Annotated in this window: 13 protein-coding genes; 6 read left to right on the plus strand and 7 right to left on the minus strand. The window is 33.7% G+C overall.

Going from position 1 to position 17,557, the window contains the following annotated elements:
• Positions 1–35: 35 nt before the first annotated feature.
• Together ACM46_RS08860 and ACM46_RS08865 are read right to left on the minus strand one after the other, a co-directional pair.
• Positions 36–620, minus strand: a complete 585-nt coding sequence (locus tag ACM46_RS08860; protein ID WP_048506297.1) for an RNA polymerase sigma factor — start codon at positions 618–620, stop codon at positions 36–38.
• Between the two features lie 106 nt (positions 621–726).
• Complete coding sequence (locus ACM46_RS08865) at positions 727–2,472, minus strand: helix-turn-helix domain-containing protein (protein ID WP_048506298.1); 1,746 nt, start codon at positions 2,470–2,472, stop codon at positions 727–729.
• A 254-nt stretch (positions 2,473–2,726) separates the two neighbouring features.
• Between ACM46_RS08865 and ACM46_RS08870 the strand changes: the two genes are divergently transcribed.
• From ACM46_RS08870 to ACM46_RS08895, 6 genes are all read left to right on the plus strand, one after another.
• Positions 2,727–2,984: a hypothetical protein gene (locus tag ACM46_RS08870; RefSeq protein WP_103290200.1), complete on the plus strand. Its 258-nt coding sequence runs from the start codon at positions 2,727–2,729 to the stop codon at positions 2,982–2,984.
• A gap of 202 nt (positions 2,985–3,186) precedes the next feature.
• Positions 3,187–3,624, plus strand: a complete 438-nt coding sequence (locus ACM46_RS08875; protein WP_048506300.1) for a DUF1896 family protein — start codon at positions 3,187–3,189, stop codon at positions 3,622–3,624.
• Positions 3,625–3,830: 206 nt separating this feature from the next.
• Positions 3,831–5,831 (plus strand): conjugal transfer protein MobC, encoded by a 2,001-nt coding sequence (gene mobC, locus ACM46_RS08880; protein ID WP_048506301.1) that lies wholly within the window; start codon positions 3,831–3,833, stop codon positions 5,829–5,831.
• A gap of 131 nt (positions 5,832–5,962) precedes the next feature.
• Positions 5,963–6,745 (plus strand): hypothetical protein, encoded by a 783-nt coding sequence (locus ACM46_RS08885; RefSeq protein WP_048506302.1) that lies wholly within the window; start codon positions 5,963–5,965, stop codon positions 6,743–6,745.
• A 140-nt stretch (positions 6,746–6,885) separates the two neighbouring features.
• Entirely contained in the window at positions 6,886–8,478 is a 1,593-nt protein-coding gene (locus tag ACM46_RS08890) for a DoxX family protein (RefSeq protein WP_048506303.1), read from the plus strand.
• A 1-nt stretch (position 8,479) separates the two neighbouring features.
• Complete coding sequence (locus tag ACM46_RS08895; RefSeq protein ID WP_048506304.1) at positions 8,480–8,740, plus strand: DUF6520 family protein; 261 nt, start codon at positions 8,480–8,482, stop codon at positions 8,738–8,740.
• Positions 8,741–8,757: 17 nt separating this feature from the next.
• Here ACM46_RS08895 and ACM46_RS08900 read toward each other — a convergent pair whose 3' ends face one another.
• The 5 genes from ACM46_RS08900 to ACM46_RS08920 all read right to left on the minus strand — a co-directional run bounded on the left by ACM46_RS08900 (position 8,758) and on the right by ACM46_RS08920 (position 17,328).
• On the minus strand, positions 8,758–11,283 hold the full coding sequence (locus tag ACM46_RS08900; RefSeq protein WP_048506305.1) for an alpha/beta hydrolase family protein: 2,526 nt from the start codon (positions 11,281–11,283) through the stop codon (positions 8,758–8,760).
• Positions 11,273–12,643, minus strand: coding sequence for a RagB/SusD family nutrient uptake outer membrane protein (locus ACM46_RS08905; protein ID WP_048506306.1), 1,371 nt, complete (start codon positions 12,641–12,643; stop codon positions 11,273–11,275). The genes ACM46_RS08900 and ACM46_RS08905 overlap by 11 nt, the downstream gene beginning before the upstream one ends.
• Positions 12,644–12,654: 11 nt before the next feature.
• Positions 12,655–15,750: a SusC/RagA family TonB-linked outer membrane protein gene (locus tag ACM46_RS08910; protein WP_048506307.1), complete on the minus strand. Its 3,096-nt coding sequence runs from the start codon at positions 15,748–15,750 to the stop codon at positions 12,655–12,657.
• Positions 15,751–15,909: 159 nt separating this feature from the next.
• The gene (locus tag ACM46_RS08915) at positions 15,910–16,716 is read right to left on the minus strand and encodes a FecR family protein (protein WP_048506308.1); all 807 of its coding nucleotides are present in this window, start codon (positions 16,714–16,716) and stop codon (positions 15,910–15,912) included.
• An 87-nt stretch (positions 16,717–16,803) separates the two neighbouring features.
• Entirely contained in the window at positions 16,804–17,328 is a 525-nt protein-coding gene (locus ACM46_RS08920; RefSeq protein WP_048506309.1) for an RNA polymerase sigma factor, read from the minus strand.
• Positions 17,329–17,557 lie beyond the last annotated feature (229 nt).

Here is a 17,557-nt window from a genome sequence, read left to right on the forward strand (position 1 = left end):
AATAGTATAGGTTTCTCTAAAGAAAATTGAAAAATTTATAAATAAAATAATAAAAGGGCGATTCCGGCATTTCCAAGCCGTTTTTTTATGATAGAGACGGCTCTGGATTTTTGATTATTGACAGTACTTACGCTTATGCCGAGATCATCTGCGATTTCCTTTGCATTTTTATCTTCATCTAAAAACTGCCTCATTATAATCCTGCACTTTTCAGGAAGTGCATCAATTTCAGCTCCCAATTGGCTAATAAGTTCAGCATCAATAATATTTTGAAGAATACTTTCTTCTGATTCTTCAAAATCCTGAATGTATCTACCAAAGCGATTAGATCTAACTTTTTCTTTAGCAATCTTGTCCAGACACGCATTTTTTGTTACTATGTATAGAAATGCTTTAATATTTTCAAAAGAATTAAAAGTTGATCTCTTTTCATAAAGCTTGACAAAAACATCTTGTACAATTTCCTCAGCTTCAGAATAATTGTATTCAGGTAAAAGCTTAGAAGCAAAATAAACTATTGCTTTGTGAAATGTTTGGAAGATTTGGTGAAAGGCATATTGATCTCCATTCCGCAGTCCCTGCAGTAATATTTCATAGGCCATATTTTCAACATTCTTCATCTTTAGGTGGCTATAATTTATAAAATTAGCTATTATTTCTAAATTTTAAAAATCATAATTTTTATAAAGGACTGAAAGCGTTTTGAAAATATACTTTTAAAAAGCATCATAGGGGAATTTCTACTATTGGATCATCATCGAAATTTAAGTCTTTCCGTCTTTTTTTTATAAAGGTTGTGGCTTTAATACCATTAATTTTTAGAAACTTTTCATTAAAATTCTGACGCGACCCTATACCACATTCCTCGGCTAAAGTTATAATGGTATATGACAGATATTTCCTATCATTATATAGTTTGTTTGTAATATAATTTATTCTTAGGTGAGCCAAGTAATCGGTGAAATTCATTCCCCTAGATTCTCTGATAATACTTGTGAGATATTTGTAATTTGTATCAAACTTTTTTGCAAGGTCTTTAGATGTTAAGCCCTTTTCTATAAAACCATTGTTCTGTTCAAATTTTTTCAGTTTTTTTAATATCTCATTTATTATTTGTTGGGGAATATAAGGGTCAACCGAATTATTTATGGGAGAAGAATCTTCAGGCTTTGGTTCCTCAACTTTATTTAAAATTTTCTGTTCTAGAAGATAATAGGCTTTAAGTAGTTTATCCTTTTGAGATTGATGCCATATTATCATGAACAATATCACGGAAGAGCTCAAAATTATAATTATTAAAGTTGTCCACTTACTTTTGGAAATCTCCTTTTCTAAACTAAGCTTTGTTTCCCGCAATAACGGGGTATCATATTCTTTATGAATTTTAGAAGAAAGATATCTGAAATCCCTATTAAGGACTATATCTGCTTTTAATAATTGCTTTGTATAAAAATATTCTTTATGAAGATCTTTTTTGGTCTTATAGTAATTTATCAAAGATTCGTAGTTATTTCTTACTTCTGGTAAAATGAAGTTATGTCTTTGAAATACGGAATCCACCATCTTAAAATATGTTGCAGCTTGATCTTCTTTTCCAAGGGCAAGATATGATTTACCAATGTAAGAATAACAAACCGTTAACCAAGCAAAATCATTGACAGCTGAAATGGATTTCATGCAGGAATTTAGGGATGAGATTGCCTGTTCATATTTTCTATTCCTGAATTGCTGAATTCCTTTTTCTTTCAAAAAATAACTGTATTCCTGCATATATTCTTTGCTCGTTGATGTCTGCAATAGACCAACAGCAATTAATGAATCCGAACGCTTAAACTGTCCAAGATTTCTATAACATACTGCCATTTGATGGATAGAATTAAAATAACCTCTTAAATTGTTGTAAATGAGGTTTGGATGTTGAGGTTTTTTAGATTCACTTTTAAAAAATTCACTCGTGGTTCTAAACTGTTCCAGGGATTCATTATAATTTCCCATATAACTGTTGACAACACCCATAAGATAGATTAGCCTATTGTTATAAAAATAATCTGTACTATTTTTGGCGTATTGATATGCCTTTATGTATTCATCTAATGCGAGATTATACTTCTTATACTGGAAATAATACACAACTCCCTTTTCCAAATATGCAGCGCTTATTTTTTCATTATTTTTAGTGAGTTTTGAGGCATAAATTGTACTATCCGCAAATTTTAATTTCTGTTCTGGGTGTGATGAGTACAAAATACCATCCAAATACCCCTGAATTAATTGTTCGTAATTCTTTTCTCTTTTCGCTTTGGCTATATACTGCTTTATAAACTGAAGCGCATGTTCATCATTTTCTGAAAGTCCCTCATAATTTTTTCGCAGAAGATAGTATTCACTAAACTCTTCATCATTCTGTCCTTTCAAAGACATCGTGAAAAAAAACGAAAAACATATTATATAAAGTTTAAGGAAGGCTTTCATGGTTAGGTGACTTTCATATAAAATTAAAAAAAATCACCCAAATATGACCTTTTATTGAATAAACATTAAATGGAAGCAATATCTAGGTCAACATCCAGAAACATAAATAATTACGAATGTTATTTTTCTAGAAATACAACATAATTATTTTAGAAGCGCACCATACAAAGGTTTTCAGAGCGAGAAAAGTCCAATAATTTCGAAGTCAGAATTCTATTAAAACCCCGGGGATAAATCTTCTAAATATTATGACTATGAAAAAGATTATCTCAATTATTTCATCAATAATTACAATTTTAGCGGGAATTGTTTTTATGCACTCCTGTAGACAGCAGGACGATGATCAGGCTTTAGAGCAGGACTTTAAGTTTGAAAAATCAATAAGTAAACTATCCAACAGAAATGCGGATAGTCTAAATCAAGTATCGAATTCAGGTGAATTTGATGCGGCAGAAATTGACTATAAAGATCCACCTCCTAAAAATGGTGGACAGTGGAAAATCAAAAACTAATCAAACTGTTTGTATATATGCAGTGCGCAATGCATATATAACGAACAGATCATGAGGTAAGTCAGAGGCATCTTTTCCAATGGTAATAGAAATTAAAAATTGCTTCCTTTGAGACAAATTTATCCTTAAAATACCAATCACTGCCACATTTTGAAGGGTATCATATTACTTCTTTAAGTTTATCCATTAAAAATTATATTATATGGATATTTTACTTAAAAACCTCTCGTATTTTAGATCAAACCTTCAAGAATTACTATACACCAATTATCCTGAAAAGGCTTACGATTCTAAATTTATTTCTCAACGTTCAAATTGGGCTTTTAAAGCTTATGAAGGTGCTATTCAAGGTAAAAATACTGAAGAAGAAGCTGAGAGAATCGCAAATTCTATTCTTTTTGAAGCTCTATATTTTTCCAAGTTCAATACAATTTTTCAAGTTGTCACCTACGAATTCGACACCTTTTTTGTTGATGAAGAGATAAGACCATTTTCTCTAAAAATGCTGAATGTCTGCGATGATATATTTAAAAAATATGATCTAACGGATGACTTTGCGTATAGTACTGACTATGATTATCTTTATAACGATATCAAAGCTATTATTAGTGAATGGATTAAAAAGAACTTGAATTTATAATCTCTAATAAAAAGCATCCTACATCACCTTATTGAAAATCCAAAGAATTGCTACAGACCTGTTTGATAGCAGTTTTTTTATTATATGTTTTCGGTCAAAAACATAACTAATAATGCCAAATTAATCCTTAAAATTCCCTGAAAAGCCAATTTAATCAACGGATACAGATTCCCAATAATTTCACTTGCAAATTTAATTTTTCAGATATGCAAGGAGATGATGATTTAAGAGGATTAGCAAAAATTATTGCTTTTATGAGGGCCGTAAGTATCGTTCTGATACTTATGCATTTTTATTGGTTTTGTTATAGTGCATTTGCAGACAAGGGCTGGAACATAGAGGTGGTCAACCGAATTTTAAGCAACTTCCAAAGGACGGCAGGTTTATTTTCACATACTCTTTATACGAAGGCTTTTGCATTCCTGCTTCTTGCATTAAGCTGCTTGGGAACGAAAGGAGTGAAAAATGAAAAAATTACCTGGACAAAAATTAATACCATTTTATTAGTAGGATTTGTATTTTATTTTCTAAACACATCATTACTATTACTTTCTCCCGACATAGGCTTCTTTTTATACATTCTTACGACAAGTATTGGATATATTTCATTGATGGTAGGTGGTATTTGGCTAAGCCGGCTTTTAAAGAACAATCTGATGGATGATGTCTTTAATAGCGAAAATGAAAGCTTCATGCAGGAAACCAAATTGATGGAGAACGAATATTCGGTAAACTTACCAACTAAATTCTATTATAAAGGAAAATGGAATGATGGATGGATCAACATTGTTAACCCTTTTCGTGCGACAATCGTACTGGGAACCCCCGGATCGGGAAAATCATATGCCGTCGTCAATAATTTTATCAAACAGCATATTGAGAAGGGTTTTGCGATGTATATCTATGACTTTAAATTCCCAGATCTCTCAACTATAGCATATAATCACCTGTTAAGGAATACTCACTGCTACAAGGTAAAACCAAAGTTCTATGTAATCAATTTTGATAATCCCCGCGAAAGTCACAGAAGTAACCCAATCAATCCCAAATTTATGACGGACATCTCTGATGCATATGAGTCTGCGTACACAATTATGCTGAACCTCAATAGGTCCTGGATAACTAAGCAGGGCGAATTTTTTGTCGATTCACCAATAATATTATTAGCTGCAATTATTTGGTATCTGAAAATTTATGATAATGGCAGATATTGTACTTTCCCACATGCTATAGAGCTTTTAAACAAAAAGTATGAGGATATATTTACCATATTGACTTCATATCCAGAACTGGAAAACTATATCTCTCCCTTTATGGATGCTTGGGAGGGCGGCGCCCAGGACCAATTGCAGGGACAAATTGCTTCCGCAAAAATTCCTTTATCAAGAATGATCAGCCCGCAATTATACTGGGTTATGTCAGGCGACGACTTCACTCTAGATCTCAATAATCCAAAGGAACCAAAAATACTATGTGTTGGCAACAACCCGGATCGTCAAAATATTTATTCGGCTGCTTTAGGATTGTATAATTCTCGTATTATTAAACTAATTTCTAAAAAGGATCAACTTAAATGTTCCATTATCATTGATGAGTTACCTACAATATATATACGTGGACTGGATTACATTTCCTACGCCAGATCCCTAAAAATTTCGTCTCTCTTTGGTATTCAGGACTTCTCGCAGCTAACCAGAGATTATGGTGATAAAGAAAGTAAAGTGATACAAAACTTGGTAGGTAATATAGTAAGTGGTCTGGTTGTTGGAGAGACTGCAAAGACTCTTTCTGATCGTTTTGGAAAGGTCTTGCAGAAAAGGCAAAGCATGACAATAAACCGTAATGACAAATCGATATCCATTTCCACACAACTTGACAGTTTAATTCCTGCGTCGAAGATCAGCACCTTAACCCAAGGAATGTTCGTGGGATCAGTTGCAGACAACTTCGATGAACGCATTGATCAGAAAATATTTCATGCCCAGATTGTCGTGGACAATAAAAAGGTTGCAGCAGAGACAAAATCATATCAAAAAATACCCGAAATCACCAAGTTTATTGATGAAAATGGTAATGACAATATGCAAGAAGTAATTGATGGGAATTACAAACAGATCAAAGCCGACATTAACGGAATTATTGAACGGGAATTAGATCGTATAAGTAATGATCCATCTTTATCTCATTTGATAAAAAAGGAATCTTAGGATATTGAAGGGTTAATATAACAAAGATTAATTTTATTTTTTTCTTAGAAAATCAAAATTATTTCATTACTTAGTAAAATATTGGATTTTCTTTTCTATAAGAAATTTGTTATACTAACTGGCCAATAATTATGAACACTTATTTATTAGCATTGGTAGAAAGTACGTTAAAGGACGCGATTGAAGAGTTTTCAAAACTTCATTGGGTCTCTCCTGCATTTCACGCTAACAAAATTGATGTGATTCAACTGCAGTTGAATAAACTCATGGATTACTACATTGAATTTTTTCAAAAAACCGGATTTCTGCCCAAAGATTTGGATTTAGTAAAAAAATCTTGCCTTATTGAACGAAGAATAAAGGATTTCGATAAAGCACAAGAAGATGAAATTTTATCTGGTTTATCCTTTGTTATTGAAGAAATCGAAGATGATGTCAAAAACCGCATTATTCCCATTCACACCCAATATCCTAAAACCCATAATTTAGCCCTATTGACAGGAATTGCAGCGACTGACTCCTATGGAAAAACGATTAGATTTCTGCTTCATGAATTTGAAATACCGAGAATTTTAATTGATATAATTGCGCAGGATCTTGATTATATTGGAAGGCTTCTTGATCTGTATGATGCAAAGGTAAGAAGTTCGTTAAAAGACTTTGTAACATCATTTAATCGTAATTATAAGAAGTTCCAGAAAGACTGTAAGATTTATCTAGAGGATACTTTTTATCAATTTTATATCAAACTAAAGATGATCGGGGCAAACCGTGATATTCTTTTTTCGGATATGAACAAAAAGGAAATTGCTTATAATAATCAATTTGGAGATTATTTAAACCTCTACAGAATATATAATCAACATTATAAAATCGTGCTGGATGACTTACCCAGATTCAAACAAATATTATAGTATCGATAATTAAATTCCTATTAGTAGGAATTTTTTATAATAAAAAAGCATTTATTTGAAATACATTAGCTCATTCAAGATATTTTTTTTCAAGAAAGGTTTTTGAAATTTGGTTATAGATAATCATTAAACCGATTGTGATGAAAAAATATTTTGCAAAAGACTATGCAAGTATTGTAGCTTATTTCATAGCGCTGCTTTTTGTATATGCAGCTATGAGTAAACTTTTGGATTTTGAAAATTTCCAGGTTCAACTCGCGCAATCCCCACTGTTGAGTGCCTATGCCGGATTTATTTCCTATGCCGTAATTATAGTTGAATTTGCGTTGGCAGTTTATGTCTGTGTTCCAGATTATCAATTATTTGCGTTATATGGCTCTTTGGGTTTAATGACAGCTTTTACTATCTATATTTATCTGATAATAAATTATAGTGATTTTGTTCCGTGTTCATGCGGCGGAATATTAGAAAAATTAGGGTGGACTGAACACCTGATTTTTAATATCGTGGTCGTGATACTAATTTTTACAGCAATTCTTTACAGGGAAAGAAAACAGAATCCACAAAATCGACTGATCTTACCCATATCCAAATCTATTGCCATAAGTATTGTCAGTTGTGGAATTGTTGTATGCTTATTTTTAAGTTCCGAACACATTATTAAGCAGGAGAATAATTTTACAAGGCGATTTGTACCGCATCCACTTGTTAAAGAACAGATTTATGATCTGGGAGTAAATTCTTACTACTTTGCTGGGTTGGAGGATGGAAATATCTATTTGGGAAATACAACTGCACCGCTTTTCATAACAAAAATTGACACCGCACTAAGAGGGATGTCAGATATAAAGGTAAAATTGGACAATAAAAATCATGTATTCCGAAACTTAAAGTTAACAATCCGTAAACCATATTATTATATGTACGATGGTTCTGTACCAGTAATTTATCAAGGGAAGTTGGAGGACTCATTAGCAAAAACAATAAGCTTTGGTGATGCATATTTTAATCAGCTTGCCATACTTGATTCAATGCGATTTGCCATTAGAACTCAGCGGAGGTCTGATAAACGGTATATTCTAGCCTCACTGGATTTAGATAAAAATAAAAAACTGGAATTGCAACCGGATATTTTAGAAAAACAGATTGACGGAATTTTTGATGTGGATGGAATTTTGAGTTCTGATAGTCAGAGCGGAAAACTGGTCTACACCTATGTCTATCGCAACCAGTACATTGTGATGGATAACAATTTCAAGATATTGAATCGTCTAAATACCATTGATACAACAAGCCGTGCAAAAATTTCTGTAGTACGTTTATCCAATGGCAATAATAAAATGAGTGCTCCGCCTTTTAGCGTAAATAAAGGTTCACTGGTTTCGGGTAATTTATTATTTAATCAATCCAACCTGAAAGGCAAACATGAGCCCTCAAAATCCTGGAAAACATCTTCCATAATTGATGTATACAGCACTGATCAACAGCAATATATTGGTAGTTTTTACATTCGACATAAAAATAATATACCAATGTCTGCAATGATCGTTCAGGACAACAACCTTTTCGTCCTTATTGGAAATGAACTTGTTCGTTATAAAATCCGGGATGGTGCTTTTGACGTGAATTCAAAACGAAACAGGCCGCTCAGGGAGCAGCCTGTTGATAAGGAACCCAAAAAAGGGATTGCCGAAAACCTTGAAAAGATTAGGCATAAACCAATAAACACTTAATATGAAAAAAATATTATTGCCAGCACTTATTGTAGCAATGGGTGCAGGCGCAGCTTTCGCTACCAATTTGGCAAGTAAAGCCTCTAAAGTAATTCCGACTTATCGTATTGATGAGAATAACAAATGTGTTCAGGTACAACAAGATTGTAATGCCACAAGCGGATTTGTTTGTACTTGGGATGGAGACGGTACTTCGCGTTTACATGAGTTTATGGATAGTGAAACACAATGTTCACAAGAACTATTCAGAACTACTCCATAAGTTCGAAGAGAAGGCGCTTAAAAAGGCGCCTTCTTTTTTATTTGCTTATTGATCCATGGAACATCTTTTATATCTTTCAGAAAATAATCGAACCATTCTAAGATCTTTTCGTCCCTGTCTTTCTCCTCGAGAGGATGATGGAGAAAATCGTGATTACCATTTTTATATAAAAGGGCTATCACCTGTTTTTGATAACGTCTAAGACCAATATAAAATTCCATAACCTGGTCCAATGGCACGTTTTCATCCTTCTTTCCTCCCCATAATAAAATTGGTGATTTGACATTTTCAACATTTAAAATAGGACTATTCAGTAAATATTTTTCTTTATCTTCAGCCACTGAGTCTCCCATCTTGAACTGCCCAGTTTCATAAAAGAAATAAAACGGTTTAACATACTGATAACTATAAGAATGGTAACTGCTGATCAGATCACTGAAACCTGCTCCTGATACATATGTCTTAAAGCGCTGCGATTGTGTGGCGATGAAATTGGTTTCATAACCACCATACGAATGTCCTAAAAGCGCGATTCTATCCTGATCAATTAGAGGGTTTTTCAATAAAGCATCCAGCGCGCTATTTACGCATTCTAAAGCTGACATGCCGGGGCCATCCTTGCCTTGTTCTATATCGGGGAGATATACAAAATACCCTCGTTCCAATAAAGTCCTGATCTGGAATCCTACAGGTGATACATTATTTGGAGAAAGATAATCATTGCTTAAAGTCCGTTGTACCTGATAGATATGGACTACCATTGGATATTTTCCCTTTGGATCATAGTCTATTGGATAGTATAAAATACCCCTTAGATTTTTTCCAACAGCTTTGAAATTATAAATTTTCTGTTTGATCTTTTGTGCTTCAACATCCTTAATTCCGGCATTGAACAATTTATTTTTATGTCCATTGACATAGGAATACAATGTAGGAGGCTGGTTGAAATTTCTTTCCAACGTATAAAAGGATGTCATATTTCTGTTGAAAAGTAGATGATCAGAGTCAATCCTGTTTTCTGTTTCCGGTACAACCTCTTTCCATTTTCCCTTGCGGTACATATTGTAAAAAGTTTTATTTGAATAATTATCATATACTTCCAGCAATATGGAATCTTCCGGTAAAAATGAATTTAATGTACTTTCACCAAATTCGTTAGTTTGATTTTTAATTTCAACTTTTTTTCCTTTTGCAATGCCCAAAGCGGTCAACTTCTTTCTATTGATGTCATATTTCCAGAGGTCGTCACTGCTTTCAAAATAAATTTGATTGCTGTTTGCCGTAAAAACAGGTTTTTCAAGACCAAATTTTTCTATTAAGGCTTCTCTCTTGCCCGAAGTACTGAACAAGGACCAATTTTTACCATCATTGCTCGCTAGGAACAACCTGCCATTCTTGGAACAAAAAAACCTATTTCCCACAAAGTCGGGTCTCCAACCTTTTGTTAAAGTAGGTATTTGTTTTAAGCTGCCGATTGCTGTTAAACTTTCTGTTGATATATCAAATATATAGGCATCATTGATATCTGGCGTAAACGTATTAAAATTGTAATCTTTTCTAGGTAGATAGGTCAGAAAATATCGAGCATTATTTAAAGATTCAAGTACATGGTTCTCCTGAATTTTTAATGACTGCAGTTTATTCGCTATCGTATCCCATAACCAGTATTCGTTATTTACGTACATTCTTTTATGTAGGTTGACAAATGGATCATTGCCATACCATATGTCAACCAAGGAAGACTGCTCTTCGGAGAATCTTACCCTTGAATTGATGAGAAAGTACTTTCCATTTTGAATTTCCGTCAAACTTAATTCTGATTTGCTTGGAACGTTTAATTGAATTACCTTTTTATAGTCATGTTCTGAATCGAGTATAGTCAATTGATTATGTCCTTTCTGAATCTGAACTTCTGTAATGAGTAGCTGTTTGCCTGATGGCGTAAGTTCGATCTTTGATATTCGATTTTCTGTTGAATATACAATTTCTTGTCTTTTACCCGTTGTTTCAAGGATCTTGGCTTTTCCTTCACTCTGCCTTACAACATATAGCTTACTTTTTGAGTCTGTTGCCATAAGACCATCAATGTCTGCCATTTCCTGTAGCTGATTGCCCGTCAGATCATAAAAAATAAGGTGCTTATCTCTGGAGTAAATGGCATATCTATTTAAATTATCCAGCCGATAATAATTGCTGGCATTATTATATTGGTATATTTTACCAGTCTTAAGGTTCAGAAACTGTAATTGATCGGCTTTTCTCCCAAAAACCCCTTCTTCATTAAGAAAGTCCAAAACTCCCGTCGATACAATTTTATGTATTGTCTTGTCCTTTGTGCTAACAACATAAGCCGAATCACCACCAAGTTTATACTGCTTATTGATTCCTATCCATGTTCCTTCAGATGAAATCTTGGGAACCCCGCCCAATGTTGCAAATTTTGCCTTCCATTGGGTTAAGGTATCCCCCTGCTGTTGAGCAGGTATAAATATGAAGCCGTTAAGAATTATGGAAACCAGTAAATATTTGATCTTAATAGCCATTATTCTGAGGTTTGAGATTTAGATTGAGGAGAATTTCATTTTGGGGGATCGGCCAAAGTTTATGAAAATCCTTCCAGTTAGGCTTTGCAGTTGACAATAAATTGAGTTTATCCATTCTCTTCAGATCAAGAAACCTATGTCCTGTTTCAGTAAAGAATTCACGTCTATCTTCCAAAAGGATTTCATTAAGGAGATCAGCTTGGCTTAAGTTGGTTAATGCCGCTAAACCTGCCCTTTGTCTTATCGAATTTAAATAAATAAGCCCTTCGGTGAGTTTACTCTGCTGAGCCAAAGATTCTGACAATAAAAGATAAGCTTCTTCCACCCTGAATATGATAGAATACTCATTAGCATTTGTATTATCGCGATTTTTGTATTTTTCAGCTCTATACCATATTGATCCATTATAGGATACTGACGCCATCCAGTGCTGTTTTCTTAGGTCATTAGAGTTGAAGGAGTTTACGAGATTCATATTCAACGCATAAGAACTAGGCTTTGCATTTGAGAAATAGTATAAGGTAGCCTGTTTCAGAGAAGCATTATTAATAGGTTTTAATTGCCAAAGAATGTGTTTACCTGACTTTTGAAATACTTTTGTTATATCGGTTTCTATTTGATAAAGCGAAGATTGGGTAATTTCTTTTAACAATTGTTCTGCCTGATTCCAATTTTTCTGTGCCATATAGATCTTTGCCAGTAGAAGCCTTGCTGTCATTTTATTGGCATATATCCGTTCAGCATTTCGATAGTCATCCTGCAATAGTGTCAGGACCTGTTGAAGATCTTCTACCATTTTTTTCAATGCATCATTTGAAGGTGTTTTATTTAAAATCTGATTTATTGTGTAATCCGTTGTTTCAGGATATGGAATATCCCCCCAAAGTTGGTTCAAATAAAAAAACATTAACGTTCTAATAAATAAAGCTTCTCCCTTCAAATACTTTTTGTCGGACATTGAAATCCCGTTAGATTTATCAACACCTTCAATAATAGCATTAGCTGTATAAATATGTTTAAAAGATGAAACCCAGATATTGTATACGGTTTGATTCGTGTCAGTTTGTTGGTTTAGATAAAGTTCCCTAGTTGGAGTAATCGTTGTACTGAATTCATCCAGTTCATCCGTATAAACGCCTAAGGCGGCATCAAGATTCACTCCTGAAATCGGGGAATTTGACATTACATCGGCATATAAAGCCGATAATGCAGCGTTAGCTGTTTGAAGATCCTGAAATACTTCGTTGCTGGCAATCTGATTATTCGGTAGATCAACGTCAATCAATTTTTCGCACGAAATCGAAAAATACAATGAGAAAGATGCGAGAATGCATGTGTATAAATATTTAAAATTTTTCATGAGATTAGAAATTAAAAATTTAACTGTAGTCCGAAAGAGTATGTTCTTAAGGGAGGAAGAAAACCTGAGATTATTGCCTCTGGATCAACACCAAAGAATTTAGTCCATGTTATTAAATTCTGGCCCTGAAAGTAAATTTTAGCACTTTTAAAAGGACTTGACGACATCGGTATATTATAACCAAATTCTAGGTTTTTTAATCTTACAAAGGATGCATCTGAAACAGCAGCAGTACTTCCTTTAAATAAATTATGATTGAGCAAATTTTTTGATGCACTATAAGGCATATATGTTCCGTTAGGATTTTCGGCAGACCAAACATCCAGTACTTCCACAGGTTGGTTAACCATTGTACCCGGAAGAGGCATAATTGAATTTTGGTTATAGTTTTTCTTTTTGACGAATTGAAATAAAAAATATAAATCCCAATTTTTATATCGAATACTGTTATTTATGCCACCAAAAAATTTAATTTGAAGATCTTCAATAACCTGACGGTCATCTGGAGAAGATATTTTGCCGTCTCCATTAAAATCAGTGAACTGATAAAGTCCTGTCTGCGGATTAATACCTTCCAATTGATATAGCTTAACAATCTGCGTTGAAGAGCCAATGGAATATTGACTTGCATAAGGTGAACCGGCTAGACCTGGAAATGATAACAGTTTATTTTTAGGGAATGTTATATTAAGATTAGTTTCCCAATTAAAGTTCTTAGTTGAAACTGGTCTTGCATTTATTTCAAATTCCAGTCCGGTATTCTGCACTGTAGCGTCCAGATTTGCTGTCACACTTGGAAATCCAGTTACGGCAGATAGTTGGTAGCCAACCAATTGATTTGAAGATCTATTACGATAATATGCTAAATTAGTAGTAATACGGTTGTCCAAAAAACCTAGTTCAATTGCAGTTTCAAACTTTCTTGTTTTTTCCCAACTGTAATTGGGATTAAATAGTCTGGCAGGTAACAGTCCGGTAATTCCATTGTATATTAATGTTGAGGAAACATTATAATTATCCAAAAATTGAAAATCCCCGATATTATCACTTCCTGTCGAACCATAGCTACCGCGAATCTTACCAAAAGATAACCATTTAGAATCCTTTAGAAAATTTTCCTTTGTAAAGATCCATGCGGCTCCCAACGCTCCAAAATTTGCAAATCTGTTATTAGGTCCAAAACGACTGCTCCCATCACGTCTACCAGTAACATTCAGGATATAACGATTTTTATACTGATAATTTAACCTACCAAATAATGCGGCATATCTATATTCAATAGATGATTGGTCGCCCATTCTTATCGTTTTTGCAGCGGAAACATTTGTAATAAACTGATTGCTTTCAAATCCTATTCCTGTAATTTCATCAGTATTCCTAACATTTCTCTGAAAACTTCCCCCTATCAAAAAATCAATTTTATGGTTTCCCCAATTTTTTGACCAGTTTAATTGAGGTTCAATAATGAAAGAAAATATATCCTGATCTTTTTTTCTTGATTGTGAAGTTGCACTGGAAGCACCGCTTGCAAGGGATGGATTATTGACTGTATTGGGAAGTAGAGATAATTCATTTATTGCCGTGTAATTTAATCCTGCATTAATCTTAAATTTCATATCCGAGTAAAGCTTGTAATCAGCGTTTATATTAGTTTGAAAGAGCTTGGTATCGTTACTATAAGTGGCATTAAAGGCCGCTAAAGGATTGTTAAAAGTATTTCCGGCCCAATTTAAACTTCCATCTTCATTATAGAGCAGAGGTGATACAGGTGGTAGCGTATAACTACTGCCAGTAATATCAGTTCTAACAACATTGTTTTTCTGATTGGTAAACATATTAGATAAACTGAGCTGAAAGCGGTTATCCTTTGAACGATGTGACAGATTAGAATTAAAAGTATTGCTGAGATATTTATAACCTTGTCCAAAAGGAGTTGTCTGCTCATTGTGTCCGAGGCTGACTAAAAAACTGGTTGTTTCACTACCACCGCTCAATGAAAGTTGGGTGTTACTATAGGTTGCTTTGTTTCCGATCAATGTTTTTTCCCAATCTATTTCATTGTTTCCCCAAGCGCCATTAAGATCATAGGCTGTTGCCGGATAGTTTACAACTCCGTCATTCAGGTAAGCTGTACGGCGCATGTTAAGGTATTGGTCCTTGTTTAATAATTTGAGGTTGGAAATAGCCTCACTTATACCGTAATTGGTTGTAAGTCGTACACTCAGTCTACCTGATTTACCTTTTTTAGTGGTTATTAATATAACTCCGTTTGCTCCTCTGGAACCATAGATAGCAGTCGCATCAGCATCTTTTAGTACCTCAATGCTCTCGATATCACCCGGATTTATGCTATTTAATGGATTAATCTTACCAGAAGGCATCACTGTAGCGCCGATTTGCGTGTTTTCAGCTGTTATTTCACTTAAAGGTACACCATCAACCACATAGAGTGGAAGATTACCGTCAATCGAGGAATTCATACTTGTTCTTAAACTATTCTGTCCCCTGATCTGTATTGTAAACCCTCCACCGGGAATACCGGAATTTTGCGTGATATTAACTCCTGACATTCGGCCCTGCAAAGAGGATAATACATTCGTTACAGGCTGGTTTTCGATATCTTTTGCCTTAACCTTTGAAATACTTCCAGTGCTGTTCCTTTCGGTGACTTTATAGTATCCGGCATTTAAAGTGATTTCTTCAATTTTTGTTTCTTTACCCGCAAAAGACTCGGATTTTAATGTGTCAACAGGTAAACTTTGATCTTGTGGAGTTATTTGGCTAATTGCTTTAATTTTCTTTTCGCGAATGACAACCGTATTATTAAAAATGGTTGTTTCAAAGGGTAATTCCTTGAATAACTTCGCAAGGCAATCCATTAATAATTCGTTATTGCATTTTGTGCTTGGCACTTTGTAGTTTATAAATGACTTCTTTTTATAAGAAAAACGACGTATTTTATTTTCCTTCAAAAAGAGTTCAATTGCATCAACTGCGGGTAATGCTTCCGAATCATAATTTACTCTCATGGTAGAGAGATTCTCTTGGGCATTAAGACCCTGCCATCCGATCAAAAAGAACACGGCGGCTTTGTACAAAATTTTCATATTTTTGTAACGTATTTATAATTAATAATTCATCGAACAGTTATTGGTTGAATACATTGGCCGACGGTCGCACCCGTCGGTCATTTTCTTATTCAACATTTAAATTTTCGGCTTCACGTGTCGTCACTGAGCGAGGGCATAATTAAAGCCCATAGTTTTTCACTCCAATTGAAATGTTTTATCATTGATTTGTTTTATTTTGAAATCCAGCTGGAAAGCAATGATTTCAATAAGGGATTTAGCGGTAGAATTAGTAGATGAAATCGTAATCTTAACCACCTTATCTTTATCAGGGATTATCATTTTTACGTTATAGGTTTCTTCTATGATTTGGGCTACTTTACTTAGTGAGCAATCGTTGAAGGATAAACTTGATTTAAGTTGAGATTCTGTTGACCGTGATGTGGCAGATATTCTTGCAACTTGTACAGTTCCCAAATTTGAAAACGTTTCTTTTGGTTTTAGTTCAAATGATTCGTTAGGTTTTTCAGATCTATAGACCAACACCTTACCTTCATACAGGTCAACACTGAAAGATTTTTCATTTTGATAAATCTTAAAAACGGTTCCCAATACTTTAGTCTCATAATTTCTACCATGAACAATAAATGGATGTTCTTTTGATTTAGAAATTTTAAAGATTGCGTCTCCATCAAGTGTAACTTCACGTGTATCTGAAGGAAATGACTTTTCAACAGTCAGCTTCGCTCCTTTTTGTAAAATTACTTCTGATTTGTCAGGCAGTAAGACCTTACGAGGATCAGAAACGGCCATATAGACATCTGGCTTAATCAAAAAATTATAGCCTAAAACGCTACCACTTAAAATCACGACTGCAGCAATGCCGCCGTACATTATATTTTTACGATTTCTTTTTTGCTTTTCTTTACGACGAATAGCGATTAAAGCATTTGTCCATACTTTATTCTCTTCTTCCTCTGTGAGATAGGGAAAATTGTCTTTCATAAAAGAGCCTTTATTATGTATAGGAGAACGGAGGAAAAAACCACACGGTTTTTATGAAAAATTAACTTATTTTATGATACTTTAACATCATTTAGTAATTTTCACTTTGTCTCTCAGGTAGATCATAGATTGATGTATATGCTTTTCAACCGTTCTTTTGGAGATATTGAAATTAGCGGCAATTTTCTCTTGCGTGACACCCTCTATTTTATTCATTTTGAAAATTTTTCTACGAAGCGGAGGAAATAACTCTTCAATTGCTGTTTCTATTTCTGAGAGATTTCGCTCCTTATTTTCTGCAATGATTAAATCTTCATGCGAAGTATCGGAAAAATGTAAGGGTAGATCGCTAGTTTTATCGATTTTTGCGTTCCTATAAAAATGTGCTATTTCCTGTTGGCAGGTTTTTACAACTATGCTTTCAATATTGCCAGCATCCAGTTTAGACCGATATTCCCATATATGAATAATGACATTCTGAAAGACATCCAAAACATCGTCCCTATTATTGATCTTTTTATAAATGAGAGAAAATATTAGTGGATTAAATTTATGAAGAAGCTTATGATATTGTTGTTCTTCAATTCTGATATGTCGGTTAAGAGACCACATTGTGTTAATAGCAAAATTAGTAATTTTTTAATATATAATTAAATTTATCGAAATAATTTTTAATTATACTGGAAAAATATACCACAACATCAGCATTTTTCATAATTACATTCTCAACAATAAAACACTATTATCATTTGGAATATTTATTTCTAAAAAATTAATATATTAGCAGTCGGAATATTTAATAGAATATTAAGATATAAACGAGCGTAAGCTATCGAAAATT

It is taken from the genome of Chryseobacterium angstadtii (assembly GCF_001045465.1).
Classification (GTDB): domain Bacteria; phylum Bacteroidota; class Bacteroidia; order Flavobacteriales; family Weeksellaceae; genus Chryseobacterium; species Chryseobacterium angstadtii.